Source organism: Ectothiorhodospiraceae bacterium 2226, from assembly GCA_013348725.1.
Lineage (GTDB): Bacteria > Pseudomonadota > Gammaproteobacteria.
This window is the reverse complement of record CP054689.1, coordinates 2,133,751-2,156,673: the sequence shown is the minus strand read 5'-3', so window position 1 is coordinate 2,156,673 and position 22,923 is coordinate 2,133,751. Positions and strand designations below refer to the sequence as shown.

24 protein-coding genes, 1 tRNA gene and 1 pseudogene are annotated in these 22,923 nt (G+C 66.7%); 5 read left to right on the top strand and 21 right to left on the bottom strand.

The genetic code is table 11. The features are described from left to right. Positions 1 to 99: 99 nt before the first annotated feature. The 3 genes and pseudogenes from HUS23_10445 to HUS23_10435 form a co-directional block, all read right to left on the bottom strand. Positions 100 to 630, bottom strand: a pseudogene (locus HUS23_10445) (transposase). A 162-nt stretch (positions 631 to 792) separates the two neighbouring features. Next, positions 793 to 1,449, bottom strand: coding sequence for a ribose-5-phosphate isomerase RpiA (gene rpiA, locus HUS23_10440; protein ID QKT05044.1), 657 nt, complete (start codon positions 1,447 to 1,449; stop codon positions 793 to 795). Between the two features lie 151 nt (positions 1,450 to 1,600). Continuing rightward, positions 1,601 to 2,611 (bottom strand): porin, encoded by a 1,011-nt coding sequence (locus HUS23_10435; GenBank protein QKT04196.1) that lies wholly within the window; start codon positions 2,609 to 2,611, stop codon positions 1,601 to 1,603. A gap of 379 nt (positions 2,612 to 2,990) precedes the next feature. On the opposite strand from HUS23_10435, the gene ilvA reads away from it, so the two are divergent. After that, a complete protein-coding gene (gene ilvA, locus HUS23_10430) occupies positions 2,991 to 4,505 on the top strand; it encodes a threonine ammonia-lyase, biosynthetic (GenBank protein QKT04195.1) in 1,515 nt (504 codons plus the stop codon). Between the two features lie 142 nt (positions 4,506 to 4,647). Then, positions 4,648 to 4,848 (top strand): DUF2905 domain-containing protein, encoded by a 201-nt coding sequence (locus HUS23_10425; protein QKT05043.1) that lies wholly within the window; start codon positions 4,648 to 4,650, stop codon positions 4,846 to 4,848. A gap of 53 nt (positions 4,849 to 4,901) precedes the next feature. Here HUS23_10425 and HUS23_10420 read toward each other — a convergent pair whose 3' ends face one another. The 12 genes from HUS23_10420 to HUS23_10365 form a co-directional block, all read right to left on the bottom strand. Beyond that, positions 4,902 to 5,384: a porin family protein gene (locus HUS23_10420; GenBank protein ID QKT04194.1), complete on the bottom strand. Its 483-nt coding sequence runs from the start codon at positions 5,382 to 5,384 to the stop codon at positions 4,902 to 4,904. A gap of 207 nt (positions 5,385 to 5,591) precedes the next feature. Then, positions 5,592 to 5,843: an acetyltransferase gene (locus HUS23_10415; GenBank protein QKT04193.1), complete on the bottom strand. Its 252-nt coding sequence runs from the start codon at positions 5,841 to 5,843 to the stop codon at positions 5,592 to 5,594. Between the two features lie 387 nt (positions 5,844 to 6,230). Beyond that, positions 6,231 to 6,734, bottom strand: a complete 504-nt coding sequence (locus HUS23_10410) for a heme-binding protein (protein QKT04192.1) — start codon at positions 6,732 to 6,734, stop codon at positions 6,231 to 6,233. 103 nt (positions 6,735 to 6,837) lie between these two features. Then, positions 6,838 to 10,674, bottom strand: coding sequence for a DUF3683 domain-containing protein (locus HUS23_10405; protein ID QKT05042.1), 3,837 nt, complete (start codon positions 10,672 to 10,674; stop codon positions 6,838 to 6,840). Positions 10,675 to 10,787: 113 nt separating this feature from the next. After that, entirely contained in the window at positions 10,788 to 11,222 is a 435-nt protein-coding gene (locus HUS23_10400) for a DedA family protein (GenBank protein ID QKT04191.1), read from the bottom strand. A 95-nt stretch (positions 11,223 to 11,317) separates the two neighbouring features. Further along, positions 11,318 to 11,391 (bottom strand) — tRNA-Gln (locus HUS23_10395). A gap of 62 nt (positions 11,392 to 11,453) precedes the next feature. Further along, the gene (gene rpsI, locus HUS23_10390) at positions 11,454 to 11,846 is read right to left on the bottom strand and encodes a 30S ribosomal protein S9 (protein QKT04190.1); all 393 of its coding nucleotides are present in this window, start codon (positions 11,844 to 11,846) and stop codon (positions 11,454 to 11,456) included. A gap of 55 nt (positions 11,847 to 11,901) precedes the next feature. Next, complete coding sequence (rplM, locus tag HUS23_10385) at positions 11,902 to 12,330, bottom strand: 50S ribosomal protein L13 (GenBank protein ID QKT04189.1); 429 nt, start codon at positions 12,328 to 12,330, stop codon at positions 11,902 to 11,904. A gap of 349 nt (positions 12,331 to 12,679) precedes the next feature. After that, complete coding sequence (locus HUS23_10380; GenBank protein QKT04188.1) at positions 12,680 to 13,465, bottom strand: ABC transporter permease; 786 nt, start codon at positions 13,463 to 13,465, stop codon at positions 12,680 to 12,682. Then, complete coding sequence (locus HUS23_10375; GenBank protein QKT04187.1) at positions 13,458 to 14,405, bottom strand: ATP-binding cassette domain-containing protein; 948 nt, start codon at positions 14,403 to 14,405, stop codon at positions 13,458 to 13,460. Before HUS23_10375 ends, HUS23_10380 begins: the two co-directional genes overlap by 8 nt. Continuing rightward, positions 14,383 to 15,096 carry an alpha/beta fold hydrolase gene (locus HUS23_10370; protein QKT04186.1) on the bottom strand — a complete coding sequence of 238 codons (714 nt, stop codon included), beginning with the start codon at positions 15,094 to 15,096 and terminating at the stop codon, positions 14,383 to 14,385. The genes HUS23_10375 and HUS23_10370 overlap by 23 nt, the downstream gene beginning before the upstream one ends. Before the next feature lie 274 nt (positions 15,097 to 15,370). After that, positions 15,371 to 15,685: a (2Fe-2S) ferredoxin domain-containing protein gene (locus HUS23_10365; GenBank protein QKT04185.1), complete on the bottom strand. Its 315-nt coding sequence runs from the start codon at positions 15,683 to 15,685 to the stop codon at positions 15,371 to 15,373. Between the two features lie 134 nt (positions 15,686 to 15,819). Between HUS23_10365 and coq7 the strand changes: the two genes are divergently transcribed. Further along, positions 15,820 to 16,461 carry a 2-polyprenyl-3-methyl-6-methoxy-1,4-benzoquinone monooxygenase gene (gene coq7 / locus HUS23_10360; protein ID QKT04184.1) on the top strand — a complete coding sequence of 214 codons (642 nt, stop codon included), beginning with the start codon at positions 15,820 to 15,822 and terminating at the stop codon, positions 16,459 to 16,461. A gap of 175 nt (positions 16,462 to 16,636) precedes the next feature. Here the strand turns inward: coq7 and speD are convergent, their stop codons facing one another. The 3 genes from speD to HUS23_10345 form a co-directional block, all read right to left on the bottom strand. Continuing rightward, the gene (gene speD, locus HUS23_10355) at positions 16,637 to 17,455 is read right to left on the bottom strand and encodes an adenosylmethionine decarboxylase (GenBank protein QKT04183.1); all 819 of its coding nucleotides are present in this window, start codon (positions 17,453 to 17,455) and stop codon (positions 16,637 to 16,639) included. An 87-nt stretch (positions 17,456 to 17,542) separates the two neighbouring features. Further along, positions 17,543 to 17,944, bottom strand: a complete 402-nt coding sequence (locus HUS23_10350; protein QKT04182.1) for a VOC family protein — start codon at positions 17,942 to 17,944, stop codon at positions 17,543 to 17,545. Further along, positions 17,934 to 18,365: an OsmC family protein gene (locus HUS23_10345; GenBank protein QKT04181.1), complete on the bottom strand. Its 432-nt coding sequence runs from the start codon at positions 18,363 to 18,365 to the stop codon at positions 17,934 to 17,936. Before HUS23_10345 ends, HUS23_10350 begins: the two co-directional genes overlap by 11 nt. Before the next feature lie 134 nt (positions 18,366 to 18,499). Here HUS23_10345 and crp point away from each other — a divergent pair, with 134 nt between their 5' ends. Further along, positions 18,500 to 19,120: a cAMP-activated global transcriptional regulator CRP gene (gene crp, locus HUS23_10340; protein ID QKT05041.1), complete on the top strand. Its 621-nt coding sequence runs from the start codon at positions 18,500 to 18,502 to the stop codon at positions 19,118 to 19,120. Positions 19,121 to 19,291: 171 nt separating this feature from the next. Here crp and trpC read toward each other — a convergent pair whose 3' ends face one another. From trpC to HUS23_10325, 3 genes are read right to left on the bottom strand one after another with little or no spacing between them, the layout of a single operon-like run. Further along, entirely contained in the window at positions 19,292 to 20,095 is an 804-nt protein-coding gene (trpC, locus tag HUS23_10335) for an indole-3-glycerol phosphate synthase TrpC (protein ID QKT04180.1), read from the bottom strand. Continuing rightward, on the bottom strand, positions 20,092 to 21,141 hold the full coding sequence (trpD, locus tag HUS23_10330; GenBank protein QKT04179.1) for an anthranilate phosphoribosyltransferase: 1,050 nt from the start codon (positions 21,139 to 21,141) through the stop codon (positions 20,092 to 20,094). Before trpD ends, trpC begins: the two co-directional genes overlap by 4 nt. A 33-nt stretch (positions 21,142 to 21,174) precedes the next feature. Then, positions 21,175 to 21,753 carry an aminodeoxychorismate/anthranilate synthase component II gene (locus HUS23_10325; GenBank protein ID QKT04178.1) on the bottom strand — a complete coding sequence of 193 codons (579 nt, stop codon included), beginning with the start codon at positions 21,751 to 21,753 and terminating at the stop codon, positions 21,175 to 21,177. Positions 21,754 to 22,085: 332 nt separating this feature from the next. Here HUS23_10325 and HUS23_10320 point away from each other — a divergent pair, with 332 nt between their 5' ends. Then, positions 22,086 to 22,916 (top strand): hypothetical protein, encoded by an 831-nt coding sequence (locus HUS23_10320; protein QKT04177.1) that lies wholly within the window; start codon positions 22,086 to 22,088, stop codon positions 22,914 to 22,916. Positions 22,917 to 22,923 lie beyond the last annotated feature (7 nt).

Below are 22,923 nucleotides of genomic sequence, written 5' to 3'. Positions count from 1 at the left end.
GACGATGCTCTAGCCCCAGCTTCATCGGAGCAGCTACCGCAGTCGGCGCAATGCGCTGCGCTTATTGCGCGCTACGAAAATGCGCGCGCATCCGCCAGCCTAGTCGTTGTACGGCACGGCACCCTCGTATCCACCCGCCCAGTCAGGCGGATAAACCTCCTGCTCCACCAGCCGATGGAACGTCGAGTACGGCCAATCGGCGACCCGCCCCACCAAGGCGTGTTTCATCGGCTTGATGTGCACATAGTCCATGTGCGCCCCGTAATCGGCTTCGTCGCGGATCCGGTGTTCCCAGTAGCGCCGCTGCCACACGCCGCGCTTCCCGCGACGCAGGCGCGCGGCGGATCGGTGTTCGAGCTTGGGCAGACGCATCGAGAAGCCGGATTTGATCAAGCGCCAGCGCGTGGCGAAATCGGCGTCATCGGGCGGGAGTTCGACGATGCAATGCAGATGGTCCGGCAGCACCACTTAGGCATGTACCCGCCACGGGTGCCGGGCCTGCACCTCGGCTAGCGCGGCCCGCAGCAGGTCGATGTGGCGTGTGAGGAGATCATTGCCGTCGCGCCGAAGCAGCGCGACGGTAAAGAAGTAGGTACCGCCGGGCTACCAAACCCGCCGGTACTCAGCCACCGGGACCGCGCGCGGGCGCGAAGCGCGGCGCATTGCGCCGGCGGCGTAGGGACGAGGCCACTGGCTTGATGTGCGCTTAGGTGCTCGCGGATCGGCTGGCTTCCAACTTCAGCGTCATCGGAACATCCACCGCAGCTGGCGCAATGCGCGTTGCTTCGCGCCCTACTTGAGGGTCTTCACGCCGTCGGGGCCGGCGAGGAGCAGCACGTCGGCGGGGCGGCGGGCGAAGATGCCCACGGTGACCACGCCGGCGATGTGGTCGATGGTCTCCTCGAGCTTGACCGGCTCCATGATGGAGAGGTTGTGCACGTCGAGGATGAGGTTGCCGTTGTCGGTGGTGAAGCCTTCGCGCAGCACCGGCTCGCCGCCGAGCTTCACGAGCTCGCGCGCCACGTAGCTGCGCGCCATGGGGATGACCTCGACCGGCAGCGGAAACGTGCCGAGCACGTCGACCAGCTTGGACTCGTCGGCCACGCACACGAAGGTGCGGCTCGCCGCGGCGACGATCTTCTCGCGCGTGAGCGCGCCGCCGCCGCCCTTGATGAGGTGCAGGTGGCGGGTCGCCTCATCGGCGCCGTCGACGTACACGGGCAGCTCGCCCGCCATATTGAGGTCCAGCACCTCGATGCCGTGGCCGCGCAGGCGCTGTGCGCTCGCTTCTGAGCTCGCCACCGCGCCGTCGATCTTGTGCTTGATGGTCGCCAGCAGGTCGATGAAGTGGTTGGCGGTGGAGCCCGTGCCCACGCCCACCACCGCACCCGCCTGCACGTACTCCAGCGCCGCCTCGGCGGCGGCCTTCTTCATTTCGTCCTGCGTCATCGCCATGTTCGTTGTCCGTGCGGTTTCAAATCAGAGTTTCATTATACGTCATGCCCACGCGCGGCCGAGGGCACCTCGCCAGCGCTTCTCGCAGGCACAAAAAAAACGGGGCCCGAAGGCCCCGTTCAGGTCGCTACAGACTTTCTTGTTATTAGAAGTCCTTGCGCATGCCGACCATCATGATGGTGCGGTCGTCCATCACATCGCGGTCCTCGAGCTTCACACCACCGTAGACGCGGAAGCTCCGGCTCATGCGATGGGTGACACCCAGGGTGATGGCATCGACGTCGCGGCCGTCCTGATCGGCGTCGAACATGCCGTAGTGCGCGTACAGTTCGTTGTTGCCCATGCGATAGGTCACGCCGACGTTGACCGCGTCGCCCGTGACAGCGTTGGCCGCACCACCGACGCCACCCGCCTGATCGGCGATGTCGAGCTGCTCGAAGGTCGCCCACACGGCCAGCGGACCCTCGGCCCAGCGCGCGCCGAACTTGGTGTTGCTCTCGTCGGCGGCGTTGCTGTAAGCGTGGGCCGCGATCAGCTCGATACCGCCGATGCTGTAGCTCAGGCTCAGGTTGTAGCTGCCGTGAGCCTGCTCGTTCACATCGACGCGATCCTCATCACCCACCAGCTGCACCTGGGCGATGGCGCGCAGGCCGCCCAGATCGGCGGTACGATATTCAACGGCGTTGCGCATGAAGGAGTTGTGCGCGTAGGCGCCGCCACCGGCGGTGCTGCGACGCTGCTCCAGGTGGGTGGTCACGAACGGATCCCAGCCGGTGCCGCCCGTCTGCTTGTACGCGCCGTTGAACTGGCCCAGCGCGATGCGACCGAAGCCGCCCTGCAGACCGACGTAGGTCTCACGCATCTGCTCGAAGGCCGTGCCGTCGTGCGGACGGGCCATCCACTCGAACTGACCGACGCCCTGCAGGCCGTTGCCCAGGTCTTCGCTGACGCGGATACCCACACGACCGCGGGCCGGATCTTCGGCGACGAGACGGCTGTCGCGGTTGTCGGCTTCTGCGGCCGGGGAATCGTCGTTGATCTGCGCGATGTTCATGCCGATGTGGCCGTAGATGCGCACGTCGGTGGCGGAGGCCATCATGGGGGCAGTCGCCAGGCCGGCGGCGGCCAGGGCGGATACCAGAATCTTCTTGTTCATCGAGTCATTCTCCTGGTGTACTGGGAGCTTAGGAAGCAATGTTCAGGTTTTGTTTTAGGTCACCCGACGCGGTCACTATAACAATTTATTGCAAGCTCGCAACAACTTTTTTTCATAAAAGCGACATGTGACCACTGTTGTTGTTTTGATGCCACAACAGCCGCTTGCGATGCGGCGGGTGCCGGTGCTGCATGGGCCTTGTCGACCCGCGGCGGAAAAGCTTTAGCGTGGAATTGGCGCGCGTTCCCGGGCGCGGCGCCGCCGGCCCTTCTTTTTCCACCACGCCCCTCCCCGTGCGGACCGGCTCGTGGAGGTGTCGCCGGCGCACCACACGCGCGGACGGCGACAGCGCACCGGCCGACCTGTTACCTTTAGCGCCATGCCCGAGCGCTATATAGAGAGAATCCTGAAGGCCCGCGTGTACGACGTGGCCAACGAGACGCCCCTGGAGGCGGCGCCGCTGCTGTCGCGGCGGCTGGACAACCGCGTGCTACTCAAACGCGAGGACCTGCAACCGGTGTTCTCGTTCAAGCTGCGCGGGGCGTACAACAAGCTGGTGCATCTGACCGACGCCGAGCGCGCCGCCGGCGTGGTGGCCGCCTCGGCCGGTAACCACGCCCAGGGCGTGGCGCTGGCGGCCGAGCGCCTGGGGCTCAAGAGCCTGATCGTGATGCCCAAGACCACGCCGGAGATCAAGGTGGCCTCGGTGCGCGATCGCGGCGCCGAGATCGAACTGCACGGCAACACCTACGACGACGCCTATCAGCACGCCAAAAAGCTCGCCGCGGCGCGCGGGCTGACCTTCATCCACCCCTACGACGACCCCTACGTGATCGCCGGTCAAGGCACGGTGGCGGTGGAGATCCTGCGCCAGCACGACGGGCCGCCGCATGCGATCTTCGTACCGGTGGGCGGCGGCGGCCTGATCGCCGGCATCGCCGCCTATGTGAAATACCTCTACCCCGAGGTGCGCATCATCGGTGTGGAGCCGGTGGATGCGCCGTCGATGTACGAGGCGCTGCGCGCCGATGCGCGCGTGGTACTGGATCAGGTGGGGATCTTCTGCGACGGGGTGGCGGTGCGCCAGGTCGGTGCGGAGCCGTTTCGCATCGCGCGCCAGTGCGTGGACGAGGTGTTGCTGGTCGGCACCGACGAGGTGTGCGCGGCGATCAAGGACATCTTCGACGACACGCGCTCGATTGCCGAACCGGCCGGGGCGCTGGCGGTGGCGGGGCTGAAGAAATACGTGCAGCGCGAGGGCGTGCGCGGCCAGACGCTGGTTGCCATCGACAGCGGCGCCAACATGAACTTCGACCGCCTGCGGCATGTCTCGGAGCGCGCCGAGCTCGGCGAGCGGCGCGAGGCCCTGTTCGCGGCCACGATCGCCGAGCGGCCCGGCAGCTTCCGCCAGTTCTGCGACGCCATCGGGCTGCGCAGCATCACCGAGTTCAACTACCGCTACGGCGACCCGCAGCAGGCGCACGTCTTCGTCGGCGTGCGCCTGGGGGGCGGCGAGCGTGAGAAGAGCGAGCTGCTCGACAAGCTGCGCGCGCAGGGGCATCCGGTGGTCGACATGAGCGACAACGAGATGGCCAAGCTGCACGTGCGCTACATGGTGGGCGGCCACAGCGCCGGCGCCGAGAACGAGCGCCTGTGCCGCTTCGAGTTCCCGGAGCGCCCCGGCGCGCTGCTGCGGTTTCTCGCCCACCTCGGGCAGCGCTGGAACATCAGCCTGTTCCACTACCGCAACCACGGGGCGGCGTATGGGCGCGTGCTGGTCGGCATCCAGGTACCGCCCGCCGAGCAGCCGGCCTTCCAGGACTTCCTCGACGAGCTCGGCTACCCCTATTGGGACGAGACCGACAACCCCGCCTACCAGCTGTTTCTTTCGTAGCGCATCGCCGTGAGTGCGGCCGCCGCGTGATCTTGGGCGGCCGCGCCTGCCTCACCGCCGCCTGGTGCAATGCGCTGCGCTTCGCACCCCACAGTGCACTACATGACACCTATGCTTCCTGGAGGGAGGACGCACCGTGGACATGCCGCGTCTGTTGATAACGCTCGGGGTCGTGCTGGTGGTGGTCGGCCTGCTGTGGCCGTGGCTGCAGAAGGTGGGGCTGGGGCGGCTGCCGGGCGACATCGTGATCGAGCGCGAGAACTTCCGCTTCTACTTTCCGATTACCACGGCCATTCTGGTGAGCCTGGTGCTGTCGGTGTTGCTGTGGCTGTTTCGGCGCTGAGGCGCCGAAAGCGGCGCCGCTCCGCGGGTGGCGGAGCGACGCGCTGCGGGACTTCAGAAGTGATAGACGAGGTTCGCCTGCAGGGAGTCGACGTTGTCGCGGATGACGTACTCACCGCGCAGCTCGAACTGCGGGTTGACCGCGTAACCCACGCCCGCGCCGAACATCAGGCCGTCGTCGTCGCCGAAATCCAGACCGATACGGCCGAGCAGCTGAAACTGCGGGTTGATCGGAAAACCGAACACGGCGTTGGCCCACAGGCCGGAAACCGAACCGGCGTTCCAGCCATTCCACTTGAAGTCGCCGGTGTCCATGTAACCCACCTCGGCCGCCATGTTGATGGCGCCCAGGTCCACCATGTCCAGCTTGTAGCCGCCGAAGAACTGGAAGCCCGTCGCGTCGTCGAAGCCGGACAGGGAGTTGATACCCACGCCGCCGCCGACATACAGATTGTCCTGGTTGAACGCTTCCTGCGCCTGCGCGGCGGACACGGCCAGCCCCAGGGACAGCGCAAGAGCAATGCTCGACTTCTTCATTATTCTCTACCTCGTGTTGGGCATTATTAGATGTACTGCGGCGCCGCACCGTACCACAAAACGCGTGGAGCTGCGCTGCCGTGCTGCCGGTAACGAGATAGAAGATGGTGGGCGAGGCGGGTTCACGGACCGCGAGGACGCGGACGGCCGGTCGCTGCACGAGCCTTTCAGTAGGCGTCCCCGCATGGCGCGGGACCGCCTCGCAGATCAGGTGACGCGCGGGCTCCCGACGCCGCGCGCGAGCATGACCCCTTCCATGCGGTACTGGCCATCGGTCCAACAGCGCGGCAGCGGCTCCCCGGAGGGAAACAGGAGATCGGTCTTGGTGAATACCTCGGGGTCCTGCAACTCTTCGCCCACGTGCAGACGACCGCGCACGCGGGGTTCGAAGGGGTCTACCAGGGCTTCGACTTCCATGATCTCGACGAGGTCGCCGGTGCGGGCTTGCTTGAGGTACATGCGTGTGGCCTCCTGTCCGTGTGAGACCAAAGCTTAGTGGACGGCACGGCGTTTCGCGCCCCCAACCGGCGTCGAGACGCCCTCCCCCGGCGGCGTGGGAGGGCGTCTCGAAGGTATTGATGGATCGATTCAGACCTTCTCGCGCCCCAGGGAGTGGGCGCCGTGAGCGGCGGCGCAGCCGCGGCTCACGAAGCGGGGCGGAAACCGCGCGTTTCGCCGCACGTGGTCTGAGCGATCCAGGGATGGATCGATTCAGACCTTCTCGCGCCCCAGGGAGGGGCGCCGTGAGCGGCGGCGCAGCCGCGGCTCACGAAGCGGGGCGGAAACCGCGCTTTTCGCCGCGCGTGGTCTGAGCGATCCTGGGATGGATCGATTCAGACCTTCAAACTAGAACCCACCCATCTCCAGATCATCCATGATGGCCGCCACGCCGGCGCGCGCGCACTTCTCGTCGGTCTCGCCCGAGGGGGCGCCGGACACGCCGACCGCGCCGTACAGGGTGCCGCCCGCCTGGATGGGTACGCCGCCGGCCGAGAATACCAGCCCCTCCACTTTGCCCACCGAGAAGGGCGAGGTGAAGCGGTCTTCCATGGCGGAGGTCGCCGCGTTGAAGGACATCGCGGTGTAGGCCTTCTGCTGGCTGATGGTGAGGGTCAGATCGGGCGCCAACACGTCGCGTAGCACGACCTGCGGATGCCCGCCGCGGTCCACCACGGTCACGCCCACCTGCACGCCCTCTTCGCGACAGGCCTCGATGGTGGCTTGGGCGACCGTGAGCGCGCTCTCCATGGACAGGCGCTTGACGTCGACGGCGACCGGTTGATTGGCGGACGCGTGGGTCGCCGCAACGAGAACTGCGGCGGATACGGCGGTAGTCAGCAGTTTTTTCATTACATCCCCCTAATTTGTTGGTTTGGCTGGCCGGCAATGTTGTCGTTATCAAATTATAGAGGTAGCGGGGGACGGTAAGTTCCCGATGCGCCGAAACCGCCTGTTACAGCAGCACCCGCTCGATGCCGCCGGCGGCCGCGCGCGTCACGAAACGCTGCTGCCAGCCGTCCTCCAGCAGGCGGTTGGCCAGCTCCACCACGATGTAGTCGGTCTGCAGCCCGGTGTCGTCGGCGTAGCGCGACAGGCCCTGCTGGCAGGCCGGGCAGGAGGTCAGCAGCTTCACCTCGCCGTGCTGCACGGTGCTGCTGCCGGTGAGTGCGCTGATGCCCTTGTGCAGCTCCTCCTGCTTGCGAAAGCGCACCTGGGTGGCGATGTCGGGGCGCGCCACGGCGAAGGTGCCGGCCTCGCCGCAGCAGCGGTCGGACTGCAGCACGTCCTGGCCCATCAGCGCGCCGGCCACCTTGGCGGGCGTGTACTGCTTCATCGGCGTGTGGCAGGGGTCGTGGTACATGTACTGCACGCCGGGCACGCCCGCCAGCGAGACGCCCTTCTCCATCAGGTATTCGTGGATGTCGAGCAGGCGGCAACCGGGGAAGATCTTCTCGAACTGGTAGCGCTGCAGCTGATCCATGCAGGTGCCGCAGGAGACGATCACAGTCTTGATATCGAGGTAGTTGAGCGTGTTCGCGACGCGGTGGAACAGGACCTGGTTGTCGGTGGAGATCTGCTTGCCGGTGACCTCGTCGCCGCTGGAGGTCTGCGGATAGCCGCAGCACAGGTAGCCGGGCGGCAGCACGGTCTGCGCCCCCACCTCGTACAGCATGGCGAGCGTGGCGAGCCCCACCTGGCTGAACAGGCGCTCCGAGCCGCAGCCCGGAAAATAGAACACCGCGTCCGAGTCCTCGGTCACCTTGGCCGGGTCGCGCAGGATGGGCACCATGCGCGGGTCCTCGACGCCCAGCATGGCGCGCGTGGTGCGCGTGGGCAGCCCCGCCGGCAGCGGTTTCTTCATGAAATGCACCACCTGCGCGGCCACCGGCGTCTTGCCGGTGGTGGAGGACGGGCGCCTGCCCTCGCGGGTGATGCCCGAGCGGCGCGCTAGTTTGCTCGCCAGGCGCTGACCGCGGAACCCCCACTCGATGAGCGTCTTGCGCATCAGCTTGACCACGCGCGGGTCCTGCACGTTGAGGAACGCCATGGACAGGCGCGTGCCGATGCTGAAGCGCTTCTGGCCGCGCGCGCGCAGGATGTTGCGCATGCGGATCGAGACGTCGCCGAAGTCGATGTTGACCGGGCACGGCGGCTCGCACTTGTGGCAGATGGTGCAGTGATCGGCCACGTCGTTCATGGCATCGAAGTGGCGAATGGACAGCCCGCGCCGGGTCTGCTCCTCGTAGAGGAACGCCTCGATGATGAGCCCGGTCGCAAGGATCTTGTTGCGCGGGGAATACAGCAGGTTCGCGCGCGGGATGTGCGTGTTGCACACCGGCTTGCACTTGCCGCAGCGCACGCAGTCCTTGACCATCGCGTTCAGCTCGCCGAGCTCGCTCGCCTCGAGGATCAGCGCCTCCTGCTCCACCAGGCGCAGCGAGGGCGTGTAGGCGTTGGCGAGGCCCGAGCCCGCCAGCAGCTTGCCGCGGTTGAAGCGCCCCTCGGGATCGACCTGTTGTTTGTACTGCGCGAAGGCCTCCACGGTCTCGGGATCGAGGAACTGCATCTTGGTGATGCCGATGCCGTGCTCACCCGAGATCACGCCGCCGAGTTCGCGCGCCAGCGCCATCACCCGCTCCACCACGCGCTCGGCGGCGTGCAGCATGGCGTAGTCGTTGGAGTGCACGGGGATATTGGTGTGCACGTTGCCGTCACCGGCGTGCATGTGGGTGGCGACCACCACGCGGCTGGTGCGGATGCCGGCGTGGATCTCGTCCAGGCGCGCCCGCAGGCCGTCAAGGTCCTGGCCCTTGAAGATCTCCTTGAGCGGCGCCTCCACCTCGCGCCGGTAGGACACACGCGCGGCGCGCCGCTGCAGGGCGCGGAACACGGTCTCCTCGTCGCTTACACCTTCGGGCAGCTCGCCGAAGGCCTCGCGCACCTCGGCGACCGGCGCGTCGAGATTGGCGAGCAGCGCGCGCCAGCGCTCGTGCACCTGCGCGATGTGCGCCAGCGCCGCCTCGCGCTTGGCGTCGACGATGGCCTGCCCCTCCTCGCTCGCGCGGTACTCGCGCGCCTCGGGCAGCTCGGTGCGCAAATAATCGCGCACCGCGTCGATGATGCGCAGCTTGTTCTCGATGGACTGCTCGATGTTGATGCGCTCGATGCCCTCGGCGTAATCACCCAGGCGCGGCAGCGGGATCACCACGTCCTCGTTGATCTTGAAGGCGTTGGTGTGCGCGGCGATGGCCGCGGTGCGCGCGCGGTCCAGCCAGAAGCGCTTGCGCGCCTCGGGACTCACCGCGACGAAACCCTCCGCATCGCGCGCATTGGCGAGGCGCACCACGCCCGAGGCCGCCTCGGCCACGGCGTGCTCGTCGTCACCGGCGATATCGATCAGGAGCACCATCTTGGGGAGTTCGCTGCGCGGCGCCTTGGTGGTGTAGCTCACGGCCTTCACATAGCGCTCGTCGAGGTGCTCCATGCCGGCGAGCAACACGTCGCTGCGCGACTCGAGATAGTCCTTGGTCTCGACGATGGCCGGCACCGCCTGACGCAGGTCGGCGCCGAAGAACTCCAGGCACACGGTGCGGATGTGCGCCGGCATGCGGTGCAGCACGAAAATCGCGGAGGTGATCAGCCCGTCGCAACCTTCTTTCTGGATGCCGGGCAGGCCCGAGAGAAACTTGTCGGTGACGTCCTTGCCGAGGCCTTCCTTGCGCAGCGCGGGGCCGGGGATGCGCAGCAATTCCGGCTCGCCGCGCTGGGTACGTCCGTCGGGCGCGTAGCGCGTGATGCGGAACTCCGCGGTGTCCACTTCGTGGATCTTGCCGAGGTTGTGCTTGAGGCGCTCGACCTCGATCCAACTGCCGTCCGGCGTGACCATGCGCCAGGACAGCAGGTTGTCCAGGGTGGTGCCCCACAGCACGGCCTTCTTGCCGCCGGCGTTCATGGCGACGTTGCCGCCGATGCAGGAGGCGTCCTGCGAGGTGGGATCGACCGCGAACACGTAGCCGTGGATCTCGGCGAGGTCGGAGACGCGGCGCGTGACCACGCCCGCCTCGGCGCGCACGGTGGGCACCTCGTGGTCCACGCCCTCGATGTGACGCAGTTCGATGGGTCCGATGGCCTCGAGTTTTTCCGTGTTGATCACCGCGCTGTCGGCGGTGAGCGGCACGGCGCCGCCGGTGTAGCCGGTGCCGCCGCCGCGCGGGATGATGGTGAGACCGAGGTCGATGCAGGCCTTCACCACGGCCGCCATCTCCGCCTCGCTGTCCGGCGTGACCACCACGAAGGGATACTCGACGCGCCAGTCCGAGGCGTCGGTGACGTGCGAGACGCGCGCGATGCCGGAAAAATCGATGTTGTCGCGGCGCGTCACGCGCGCCAGGCGCCGCAGCACGCGGCGACGCCGCGCCCCCTGCTCGCCCAGCCAGGTCTCGAAGGTGCGTACCGCGCTGCGCGCCGCCTCGCACAGGCGCAGCACCAGCTCGTTGCCGTCGGCGCGCGCGTGGATGAGATCCAGGCGATGGTGCAGCGCGTGCGTCAACGAGGCACGGCGCTTGCGGTTGTCGATCAGGTCGTCCTGGATGTAGGGATTGCGCGTCACCACCCACATATCACCCAGCACCTCGAACAACATGCGCGCCGAGCGGCCGGTCACGCGCTCGGCGCGCAGTGCGTTCAGCACGTCCCACATCTCCTCGCCCAGGAAGCGAATGACGATCTCCCGGTCGGAGAAGGAGGTGTAGTTGTAGGGGATCTCGCGAATGCGGTGCGTGGCGGTCATCGGCATCCAGGGCAGGCGGTGGGCGAAAGTACGCATTCTAACATGCGCTTCCCTGAGACCACGCAGCGAGCTCAGGATTCACTGGCGCGTCGCGCGCCGACGGCTCTCCCGGATCATCCGAAGCCGGGGCCGACCGGCATCGCCCAGGCGACGGCCGCGTAGCGCGCGAACTTCCCCACGCCGATGAGCACCAGCGCGAGCAGCCAATGCACGCGCAGCCAGCCGGCCGCCGCGCATAACGGATCGCCGATCACCGGCACCCAGGAAAACAGTAGCACCGGCGCCCCCCAGCGGCGCACGCGATCCACCGCGCGCCGCTGGGTCGGCGTGGTGAGCCGCTCGGCGGGCCAACGCCAGGCGGCAAGCCGCCCGATGCCCCACGAGGTCATGCCGCCCAAGGTATTGCCCACCGTCGCCGCGGCCAGCAGCAGCGACAACGCATGCTCGCCGCGCCACACCAGCGCGGCGAAGATCGCCTCGGAGCCGCCGGGCAACAGCGTCGCCGACACGAAGGCGCTCCAAAACAATAACCAGACCGGCCAATCCATCGACTATCGGCCGCGCAGCGGCAGTGTCCTGATCACGAAGCTTGCTCGGAAGGGGGCATGAAAAAAGGGGCTTGGCATGCGCCAAGCCCCTTCGATGGCTGGGGGACTAGGATTCGAACCTAGGTTGACGGAGTCAGAGTCCGTAGTCCTACCACTAGACGATCCCCCAAGTGAACGTGGACGCGGGCCGACCCTCGTCCGAGCGCGCTAGCGCCGGTTCACAAAGCGCGTTTAGCGCTTGGAGAACTGCGGACGACGACGAGCCTTGTGCAGACCGACCTTCTTGCGCTCGACCTCGCGCGCGTCGCGCGTCACATAGCCGGCCTTGCGCAGCGCCGGGCGCAGCGCTTCGTCGTACGCCATCAGGGCGCGCGTGATGCCGTGGCGAATCGCACCGGCCTGACCGCTAGCGCCCCCACCGGCCACGGTCACGGCGATGTCGAACTTGCCGTCGGCCTGGGCGACGTCCAGCGGCTGACGCACCAGCATACGCGCGGTCTCACGACCGAAGTATTCATCGATCGGACGGCGGTTGATGGTGATGCTGCCGGTGCCCGGGCGCAGATAGACGCGCGCCGTGGAACTCTTGCGGCGGCCGGTGCCGTAGTACTGATTCTGGGGCATAACGGGTCCTGTCGTCCTAATGGTCAGCGCAATGCGCCGTTAAATCTCCAGCGCCCTAGATCTCAAGCGCTTGGGGCTGCTGCGCGGTGTGCCGGTGCTCGGGGCCTTTGTAGACCTTGAGCTTGCGGAACATGGCGCGGCCCAGCGTGTTCTTGGGCAGCATGCCCTTCACCGCGATCTCGATGATGCGCTCGGGCGCCTTGTCGCGCAGCTTGTCGAAGCTGATCGTCTTCAGCCCACCGATGAAACCGGTGTGGTGGTGATACAGCTTGTCGGTTTCCTTGCGGCCCGTGACGCGCACCTTTTCGGCGTTCACGACGACGATATAGTCGCCGGTGTCGACGTGCGGCGTGAACTCGGGCTTGTGCTTGCCCCGCAGGCGGCGCGCGATTTCCGTCGCCAGCCGGCCCAGCGTCTTGCCGTCCGCATCGACCACGAACCAGTCGCGCTGAACGGTCTGGGGCTTAGCGCTGAACGTCTTCATTGAATTCTCCAAAGACCCACCACATACGAAGAAGCGGAATGGTAGCGAAGGGCGCCCTCGACTGCAAGGCCCTCGCGCCGCCTGTCGGCCGGAGCCGGAAAAAAAAATGGCGGCCCGGGAGGGCCGCCTAATAAACCACCAAAGGAGGATGGAGGAGTCTGACTGCGATCTCGCAAATCAGTGTTTGCTAATATAATGATCCGCTACTACTCCGTCAAGCCCCTTCCCTGGATTCTGCTCGCCCGCCCATCCCACGAGCCCGGCGCGCGCGCGCGAATCAGGCGGCGACGACAATAAGCGATTGAAATCATTGTCTGAGCTGTTTGGTTCGCCCTCGCTCACGGCAGCTTCAACGCAGCAAACGGCGCCGCAACAGCACCACCGCCAGCGCGTAAGCCGCGAGCGCGTAAGCCGCCACCACCAGCAAATGCGGCCACACGGCGCCGAGCGGCAGTTCGGTCATCAGCGGCCGCACCACCGCCACGCCGTGCGTCAGCGGCAACACCCAGGCGGCCTGCTGGATCAACGCCGGCATCGCGTCCAGCGGAAAGAACACCCCCGAGAGCAGGAACATCGGGGTGAGCACCAGGGTGACGTAATACAAAAAGAAGTCGTAGTTCATCGCCACCGCGGTCATCACCATGGCCATGGACGCGAAGGCCAGCCCCAGCAGAAACACCACCGGCAGCGCCCACAGCGCGGCCCAGCCCTGCACCGCCCCCAGCAGGGCGGCCACCAGCAGGATCGCCGCGGCGCTGAGCAGGCCCTTGCTCGCGGCCCACACCACCTCGCCCAGCGCCACGTCGCCGATGCCGAGCGGCGCGGTGAGGATGCCCTCCCAGGTATGCTGCACCGCCATGCGGGTATAGGCCGAGTACATGGTCTCGAAGCTGGCGGTGTTCATGGCGCTGGCGCACACGATGCCGGAGGCGAGGAACACGATGTAATCGAGCCCGTGCACCTCGCCCACCAGCGCCCCGAAGCCGTAGCCCAGCGCCAGCAGGTAGAGCAGCGGCTCGCCCAGGTTGCCGAGAATGGCGGGGCCGGCGAGCTTGCGCCACACCAGAAAGTTGCGCAGCCAGACCGCCGTCCAACGGCTCGACAACCCGAGCAGTTCCGTCGCGGGGCTAGTCACGCAAGTCCCTGCCCGTGAGCTTGATAAACACGTCCTCCAGGCCGGCCGGGCGGTGCAGGAAACGCAGATCCGCCCGCTGTGATAGCGAGCGCAACAGCGCCGCTTCGTCCTGGGCGTAACAGAAAGCGGTCTCCCCCGCCCGCTCGACGCGCGGCGCGAGGCGCTCACCCTCCTGCGCCAGCCAGGCCGCGAGTCCCGGCCCGTGCACCTCCAGCACGTGGGGCTCGATGTGCTCGCTGATCAGCGCATCGGGCGCACCGCCGGCCAAGATGCGCCCCCGGTCGATGATGGCCAGCTCGTCGCACAGCCGCTGTGCCTCCTCCATATAGTGGGTGGTGAGGATCATGGTGCGGCCCTGGTTGAGCAGGGTTCGCAGGCGTTGCCAGATGAGCTGGCGTGCCTGCGGGTCGAGGCCGGTGGTCGGCTCGTCGAGGATCAGGAGTTCGGGGTCGTTGACCAGCGCGCGCGCCAGGGCGAGGCGCCGGCGCATGCCGCCCGAGAGGGCGTCGATGCGCGCATCGGCCTTCGCCTCCAGCGCCGCGAAGGCGAGCAGTTCGGGCACCCGCGGGCGCAGCGCACGGCGCGAGATGCCGAAGTAGCGGGCGAAGTTGTAGAGGTTTTCGGTGACGGTGAAGTCCGGGTCGAGGCTGTCCTGCTGGGGCACCACCCCCACCCGCGCGCGCATCTCGCGGGCACAGCGCGGCACCGGCAAGCCCAACACCTCGAGCTCGCCCCCGTCGGGCGGCGTGAAGCCGAGCAGCATGCGCAGCGTGGTGGTCTTGCCCGCGCCGTTCGGTCCGAGCAGACCGAAACAGCGCCCCCGCGGGATGGTCAACGCGATTCGATCGACGACCGTCTGGCCGCCGTAGGCCTTGTGCAACCCGCGCGCCCGGACCGCGGGACCCGCGGCTGGCGCCTCAGCCGGCGGGCCGTGCACCATGGGCCCATTCGGCCTGCACGACCTCGCGCAGTCGGTTCAGGCGCCCGTGGAAGAAGTGGTCCGCGTCGCCCAGCCAGCGGTAGGCCGGCCGCTCCACCTGGTGGCGAAACACCCAGTTCGAGACGGCCTCGGGCGGCACGATGTCGTCGCGCCCGCCCTGGATCACCAGGCATGGCGCACCGCATGGCGGCAGCGCCTCGAAGTCGAACAGGTTGACCGGCGGCGCCACCAGCAGCACCCGTTCGGCCTGCACCTGCGGCTGGGCCCGCAACGCGACGTAGGCCCCGAACGAGAACCCCGCCAGCCACAGAGGGGCGGCGGGATGACGCTCGCGCACCCACCGCACCACGGCGAGCACGTCCTCCGTCTCGCCGCGGCCCTGGTCGAAGCGGCCTTGACTGGCGCCGACGCCGCGGAAATTGAAGCGTACTGTGGCGGCCCCCAGGGCGTTGAAGGTGTCCGACAGCATGTGCACCACCTTATTGGCCATGCTGCCGCCATACAGGGGATGGGGGTGGCACACCACCGCGACCGGCGCGCTGCCGTCATAGCCCGCGGGATAAGACTGCATCGCCTCCAGGCTGCCGGCCGGGCCGGGCACCGGACACTCCTGTCCGAGACAGGGGTCCTCCTCCAGGCCGTCGTACAGATGGCGGGCACGCAGCTCCGCCGTGTCGAAATCGTTGCCCATTCGCCTGAGCACTCCTCCATTCTTGCCGCCATTGACGCGCACCTGGCCGCGCCCACGGGCGAAACCGGCCTGCAGCCGATAACGGCATGTGATTATTCAAGATCCGGCGCTATGGATGCGATGGGGTGCGACGGCCTGCGTCTGCAAGACCGCGCACCCCGCCGTGATCGACGGCTGCAAGCCGTTGAGCACCATTGGTCAGGTAGCGAAGAGCGCACCGCGTCGGTCGCTCGCGTGATCTGAGAACGCCGGGATGGCGTTATTCAGACCTGACCTAGAGGCGCAGGCGTTCGACCACGCGCCCGTGAACCAGGTGCTCCTGGATGATCTCTTCCACATCATCCTGGTCCACATAGGTGTACCAAACGCCTTCGGGGTACACGACCACCACCGGGCCCTCCGAGCAACGGTCCAGGCAGCCCGCGGCGTTGACGCGCACCTTCCCTTTGCCCGACAGCCCGAGCTCCTTCACGCGCTTCTTGGCGTACGCACGCGCCTGGAGCGCGCCGCGCTCCGAGCAGCAGGCCGCCCCCTCCTCACGCCGGTTGACGCAGAAGAAGACGTGACGTTGGTAGTACGGCTCGCTCATGCAATGCTCCGATGCCGCCGAGAGGCCGCCCAAAACCGGCCGCCCCAAAAGCCAGCCGCCTAGAGTATAGGATCGGTTTGGCGAAGGACAGGCGGCACCTTGTCGCAGGCTGCTCGCTCGGCTATCGTGCGCGCATGAACACGCGTCAGTATTCCTTTCTCGACCACTTGATCGGCAACCTCGACATGGGGCTGCGCACCCTCACCGGCAGCACGCCGCCGCACCGCCCGAGCCCCGCCACGGGACACGCCGAGACGCCGCTCGCGCCGCACCTGCGCGCCCATGTGGGGCGGCTGATGCGCGTCAATCACGCCGGCGAAGTGGCGGCGCAAGGCCTGTATCAGGGCCAGGCCCTGGTGGCGCGACGCGAGGCGCTGCGCGAGCACCTGGAACACGCGGCGCAAGAAGAGAACGATCACCTGGGCTGGTGCCGTGAACGTGCCGCCGAATGCGGCGAACGCACCAGCCTGCTCGATCCGGCCTGGTATGCGGGCGCCTTGGCCATCGGCGCGGCGGCGGGGCTGGCGGGCGACCGCTGGAGCCTGGGCTTCGTGGCGGAGACCGAGCGGCAGGTGGGGCGGCACCTCGAGCACCATATGAGCCAGGTTCCGCCGGAGGATCAGCGCAGCCACGCGGTGCTGGCGCAGATGCACGCGGACGAGGCGCGCCACGGCGCCGAGGCGATGCGCGCCGGCGGCCGCGAGCTACCCCGGCCGGTGCGCTGGCTGATGGGGCTGAGTTCCAAGGTGATGACGCGCACGGCCTATTGGATCTGAGCCGCAAGCCCGCCCGGACGGCGCGCTTCCCGGCTCCGCGTGCCGGCTATCCGCCGGTGGCGCAATGCGCTGCGCTTATTGCGCCCTACCACCCACATACAACAGAGGCGCGCGGATCACGAAGCATCGTGCTCGTGTCCCGCGCGCCTTCTTTTAGGCAGGCCTTACCGCGGCCTCAGGCGTCCTTGGGCATCTTGGCGATGTTGCGGCCCGAGAACATCTCCAGCATTTCGCGCCGCAGGCGCTTGCGGATCGACGCCGCCTCGCGCGGCGACAGTTCCGCCGCCTCCACGCCGAACAGATAATTGTCCAAATCCAGGTCCTTCAGGATCATCTTGGTGTGGAAGATGTTCTCCTGATAGACGTTCACGTCGATCATCTGATACAGCGCCTTGGTGTCTTCGGCGATGAAGTTCTGGATCGAGTTGATCTTGTGGTCGATGAAGTGCTTCTTGCCCTTCACGTCGCGCGTAAAGCCCCGCACCCGGTAGTCCATGATGACGATGTCCGAGTCGAAGCTGTGGATCAGGTAGTTGAGCGCCTTGAGCGGTGAGATCACGCCGCAGGTCGACACGTCGATGTCCGCGCGGAAAGTGCTCACGCCGTTCTCGGGATGGCTCTCCGGATAGGTGTGCACCGTGATGTGGCTCTTGTCCAGGTGCCCCACCACGGCGTCGGGCAGCGGGCCGGGCGACTCGCTGTCGAAGCCTTCGGATTGGGCCAGCGGCTCCTCGGAGATGAGCATGGTGACGCTGGCGCCCTGGGGATCGTAGTCCTGGTGGGCGATATTGAGGATGTTGGCGCCGATGATGCGCGCCACCTCGGTGAGGATATGGGTCAAGCGCTGCGCGTTGTACTCCTCATCGATGTACTCGATGTAAGCCGCGCGCTGCGCGGACGTCTGCGCATAGCAGATGTCGTAGATGTTGAAGCTCAACGACTTGGTCAGATTGTTGAAACCATGCAGTTTCAGCTTGTTGAGCGGCTTGACCAACGACGCCACCTCCTCTTCCCGAAAGGCCCGGACCTCACCGGGCGTATATGCTGAACCGCGCCGGCCCTGCGCGCGAACCGCGTATTATTACTGATTTCGTGCCAGAGGGGGGTGAAAAATTAGCTGCACCAGATTGGCGTCCGGGTCCAGGCAGTAGAAGCTGCGGGCCCCGTCGCGATGCGTGCGCGGCGCGGTCTTGATGGTGACGCCGCGCGCGACCAGGAAGTCGTGCCAAGCATCGACGTCCTCGGGCCGCGCGAGGATGAAGCCGATGTGATCCAGGCGCTGGCGGCCCTGCGCCGGGGCCGGCGCGCGGTGCAGGGCGAGGTTGTCGTTGCCCGAGGTGAGATAGACGTTGTCCGCATCGGGCCGCCACTCCACCGCCATGCCCATCAGATCGACGTAGAAGCGCTCGCAGCCCTCGAAGTCCTCCACGAACAGGGCCACGTGCCGCAGGCCGGCGGTCGCCGGCGGGCGTTCAGTCGCCATCGCCCACCTCCCGAATCTCGTAATCGTGGGTGATCTCCACCCCGCCCCGCGCGAGCATGATGCTGGCGGAACAATATTTCTCGGCGGACAGCTCCACGGCGCGACGCACCGGCGCCTCCTTCAGGTCCCGCCCGGTGACGACGAAGTGCACGTGAATGCGGGTGAAGACCTTGGGCTGAGAGTCGGCGCGCTCGGCGGCGAGCTCGGCCACGCAATCGGTGACCGCTTGGCGCTGCTTGCGGAGGATAGCCATCACGTCGAACGAGGTGCAACCGCCCAAACCGAGCAGCATCATCTCCATCGGGCGGATGCCGAGATTGCGCCCCCCGGCCTCGGGGGGACCCTCCATCAATACGGTATGGCCGCTGCCCGACTCGCCAAGGAACGCCATCCCCTCGACCCATTTGATACGCGCCTTCACGTGACCCACCTCCCAAAAAATGGATACCGTAGCATATACGCCCGGCTTCGCTTGCCTCGGCTGGAGGCGCTTGATATATCTAACGCCCTGCTACGGGCCATCAGCGAAGGAACAGCATGGGCGATACGATCTCGATGGAAGCGAGCAGTCAGTCCCTGACGCGTTTTCTGGACCACTGCCATCGCAAACACTACCCCTCCAAGAGCGTAATCATCTACGCCGGCGGCACGCCGGACGTCCTTTATTACGTGATCTCGGGATCGGTCACCGTGCTGATCGAGGACGAGGACGGCCATGAGATCGTGTTGGCCTACCTGAACGCCGGCGACTTCTTCGGCGAGATGGGCCTGTTCTCCGACCAACCGCAGCGCAGCGCCTGGGTGCGGGCACGCACCCCGTGCGAGATTGCGGAAATCAGCTACACCAAGTTCCGCCAGCTCGCCTCCGAGTTCCCCGACATCATCTTCTCCATGGCCGGCCAGATGGCCACGCGCCTGCGCAACACCAGCCGCAAGGTCAGCGACCTCGCCTTCATGGACGTGTCGGGCCGCGTCGCGCGCACCCTACTGGATCTTGCGCGCCAGCCCGACGCCATGACGCACCCCGACGGCATGCAGATCCGCATCACCCGTCAGGAGATCGGCCGCATCGTCGGCTGTTCGCGCGAAATGGTCGGCCGCGTGCTGAAGACCATGGAAGAGCAGAATCTGATCTCCTGCAAGGGCAAGACCATGGTGGTGTATGGTACGCGCTGAGGCGTGTACCGCCGCGCCGCGGCGTCCTGACTGCTTGAAATAGGGCTGTGCTGCCCGCTTGACGCACAGCGCCCGGCGGATGTCCGGGCGCGGCGACGCTGAATCAAACGCCTGCGTGCTTGATTCGCGACCTGCCTCGCACTAGCAAGCTGTCGCTCAACCGCCTGGCCCTCAGGCCTGCAACCCGAACAACTCGCCCAGCGCCACACCCGGTTCGGGCGCGCGCATGAAGGCCTCCCCGACCAGAAAGGCGTTGACGCCGTTGCGGCGCAGCAGCGCGACGTCGTCCGGCGTGTGAATGCCGCTCTCGCTCACCACGATGCGGTTGCTCGGCACGTCCTTCAGCAACTCCAGCGTCGTCTCCAGGCGCGTCTCGAAGGTACGCAGGTTGCGGTTGTTGATGCCGATCAGCGGCGTGCCGAGCTTCAGTGCCCGCTCCAACTCCTCGCCGTCGTGCACCTCGACCAGCACGTCCATCTCGAGGTGATAGGCAAGGTCGGCGAGTTCCTTCATCAAGGCATCGCCGAGCGCTGCCACGATGAGCAGGATGGCGTCGGCGCCCAGCACGCGCGCCTCGTACACCTGATAGGCGTCGACGATGAAGTCCTTACGCAGCACCGGTAGCGGACACGCCGCCTTGGCCTGCTGCAGGTACTCGTCGGCGCCCTGGAAGAAATCCCGGTCGGTGAGCACCGAGAGGCAGGTGGCCCCAGCGCGCGCGTAGGCTGCGGCGATGGCGGCCGGATCGAAGTGGGGGCGGATGACGCCCTTGCTGGGCGAGGCCTTCTTCACCTCGGCGATGACCGCCGGCTGGTGGAGGTTGATGCGCGCCTCGATGGCGGCCACGAATTCGCGCGAGCCGGGCAGGTGCTGCACCCGCTTGCTCAGCTCCTTCATCGATACCCGCTCGGCCCGCTCGGCGACCTCCTCCGCCTTGCGGCGCAGGATGGTCTTGAGTATGTCGCCCTCGTTCATGCGCCGCTCGCCGCCGGCTGATCGCTCCCCGCAAGGGCCTGCGATCGTGCCACCAGCCCCTGCAGCACGGCCCGCGCCGCACCGCTCGCGATGACCTCCTGCGCGCGCGCAACGCCATCGGCCAGGGTCGCCGCACAGCCGGCCGCATAAATCGCCGCGCCCGCGTTGAGCACAACCACGTCGCGCGCCGGGCCCGGCTGGTTGTCCAACACCGCGTTCACGCGCGCCAGCGACTCTTGCACGTCGGCCACGGTCAGCGCCTCCACCGGGGCGGCCTGCAACTCGAAGTCGGCGGGACGCACGCTGTAAGTGGAGATCGCGCCATCCTTGAGTTCCGCGATGTAGGTCTCGCCGCTCAAGCTGATTTCGTCCATACCGTCGGCGGCGTGCACCACCAGCACATGCCGGCTGCCCAGACGCTGCAGTACCTGCGCGAGCGGCTCCAGCAAGGCGCGGTCGTATACGCCGAGGACTTGATTCTTGGCGCCCGCGGGATTGGTGAGCGGGCCGAGCACGTTGAATACCGTGCGCACGCCCATCTCGCGGCGCGGCCCGATGGCGTACTTCATCGCGCCGTGGTGGCGCGGGGCGAACATGAAACCGACGCCGACCTCCTCCACGCACTGCGCGACCGCCGCCGGCCCGAGGTCCAGGTTGACGCCCGCGGCCTCCAACACGTCCGCGCTGCCGCAGCGGCTGGAGACGGAGCGGTTGCCGTGCTTGGCCACCTTGGCACCGGCCGCCGCCGCCACGAAGGCGCTGGCGGTAGAAATATTGAAGGTGCAGACCCCGTCCCCGCCGGTGCCGCAGGTATCCACCAGGTGCTCGGAATTGATACCTACCGGCGTCGCCAGCTCGCGCATCACCCGCGCGGCGCCGGCGATCTCGTCCACCGTTTCGCCCTTCATGCGCAGGCCGATGAGGAAGCCGCCGATCTGCGCGGGGGTGGCGCCGCCGGTCATGACCGTGCGCATCACCTCGGCCATCTCCTCCGCGGTGAGGTCGCGCCGTTCGGTGACGGCGCGTATCGCGCGCTGCATATCCATAATCGTGCTCGTATTCAAGTCGGAAGCGGAACCTTACCGCGCCAGGAAATTGCGTAGCAAGTCGTGGCCGTGCCGGGTCAGGATGGATTCGGGATGAAACTGTACCCCCTCGATGGGCAAGGTGCGGTGACGCACGCCCATGATCTCGTCGCGCGCACCGTCCGACAGCTCGGTCCACGCGGTGACCTCCAGACACTCAGGCAGACTCGCCTGCTCGATCACCAGCGAGTGATAGCGCGTCGCCTCGAGCGGATTGGGCAGTCCGCGGAACACGCCGATGTCGTGGTGATACACCGGCGAGGTCTTACCGTGCATGATTTCGCGGGCACGCACCACCTTGCCGCCGAAGGCCTGGCCGATGGCCTGGTGGCCGAGGCAGACGCCGAGGATCGGCACCTGGGCGCCCAACTCGCGGATCACATCCAGCGACACGCCGGCCTCATTGGGGGTGCAGGGGCCGGGCGAGATCACGATGCGGCTGGGCTGCAGGCGCCGCACCTCGTCCACCGTGATCTGATCGTTGCGGTGCACGGCGACCTCTTCGCCCAGCTCGCCGAAATACTGGACCAGGTTGTAGGTGAAGGAGTCGTAGTTGTCGATCATCAGCAGCATGCGTGCACCCGAGCTGGACGCTGGCCAGCCGCTTCCCAGGAAAAAAGAATCGCGCATTGTCTCGCGAAATGTCCTCGGGCGAAAGCCTGGGCACGTCGGCGCCGAGGCGCCCGCTGGGGGCGTGCGGGGTCGCTTAGGGCCACGGCGTAAGTCAGAGCGCATCTCCCCGCGCATGGTGGCGTCGCGGACAGCTTCCGCCGCCGTCCCGAACACGAATCATGCGTCCAACACCATGATCTTTCTGATCGCCACCGGGAACCCTTTATTCTTCCTATAGTTGGCTTGGGGCGCAAATATCGACTACCGCGCACAGCCGAACAGGAGGGAACGCGATGGCCGTCGCCAAGGATCCGGAATTGGTCACCCACGTCATCACCATGAGCGACGAACTCGGGAAACACCTAGCGGAGCTGCAGAAGTTTTCCGCGCAGACCACCACGGTCTGCAGCGACACCGCGGCGCTGTTGATGCCGGCGGCCATGGACGATGCCGCGGAGTGCAGGGACCTTGCCGCGCGGGCGCTCGAACTGGCCGCCCAGTTCGCGAACAAAGGCATGGATCTCGGCTTTCAGTTTGCCAGCCGCGGCATGGAACTGGGCTACGAGTTCGCCTCGCGGGGTGAAGAAGTGGGGCCGATGGCAAATCGCATCCTGTTTATGGCCACGCAGGTCGGTGTCATGGCCGATCGCATTGGCGAGATGTCCGACCGCATTTTGTTCATGGCGAACCAGATTGGCGAGTTCGGCGACCGCATCGTCTACGTCTCGCAACTGGTCGTCTATACGGAGCAGTTGATCATCAATGCCGGCGTGCTGGTGACAGAAGTCATACGCATCATCGCGGATCTGATGTTGGGTCTGACGGCCCTGGTAGCCGACCAAGAGGCCTATTTCCAGCAGCGCGCGGCGCACGCGGGCGCCACCCAGACGCTGCCGCTGATCTACGACAACATGAACCTCATGCTCCGCAACATGCACGAGTACTCATTGACGGCATTGAAAAATCAGGCGCGCAACCGGGAAGACGAACTTCGTGTTCGAGAACTGCAAGTAAAGCTCCGGGAAAACACCCTCAGCGCCAACGCGTGCTTCTGCCCGTGTTTCTGTATCGACCAGCCCGGCAACGACGGTCCTCGGCCGCAGGCGCGAAAGACACAGGAGTAGCCACTGG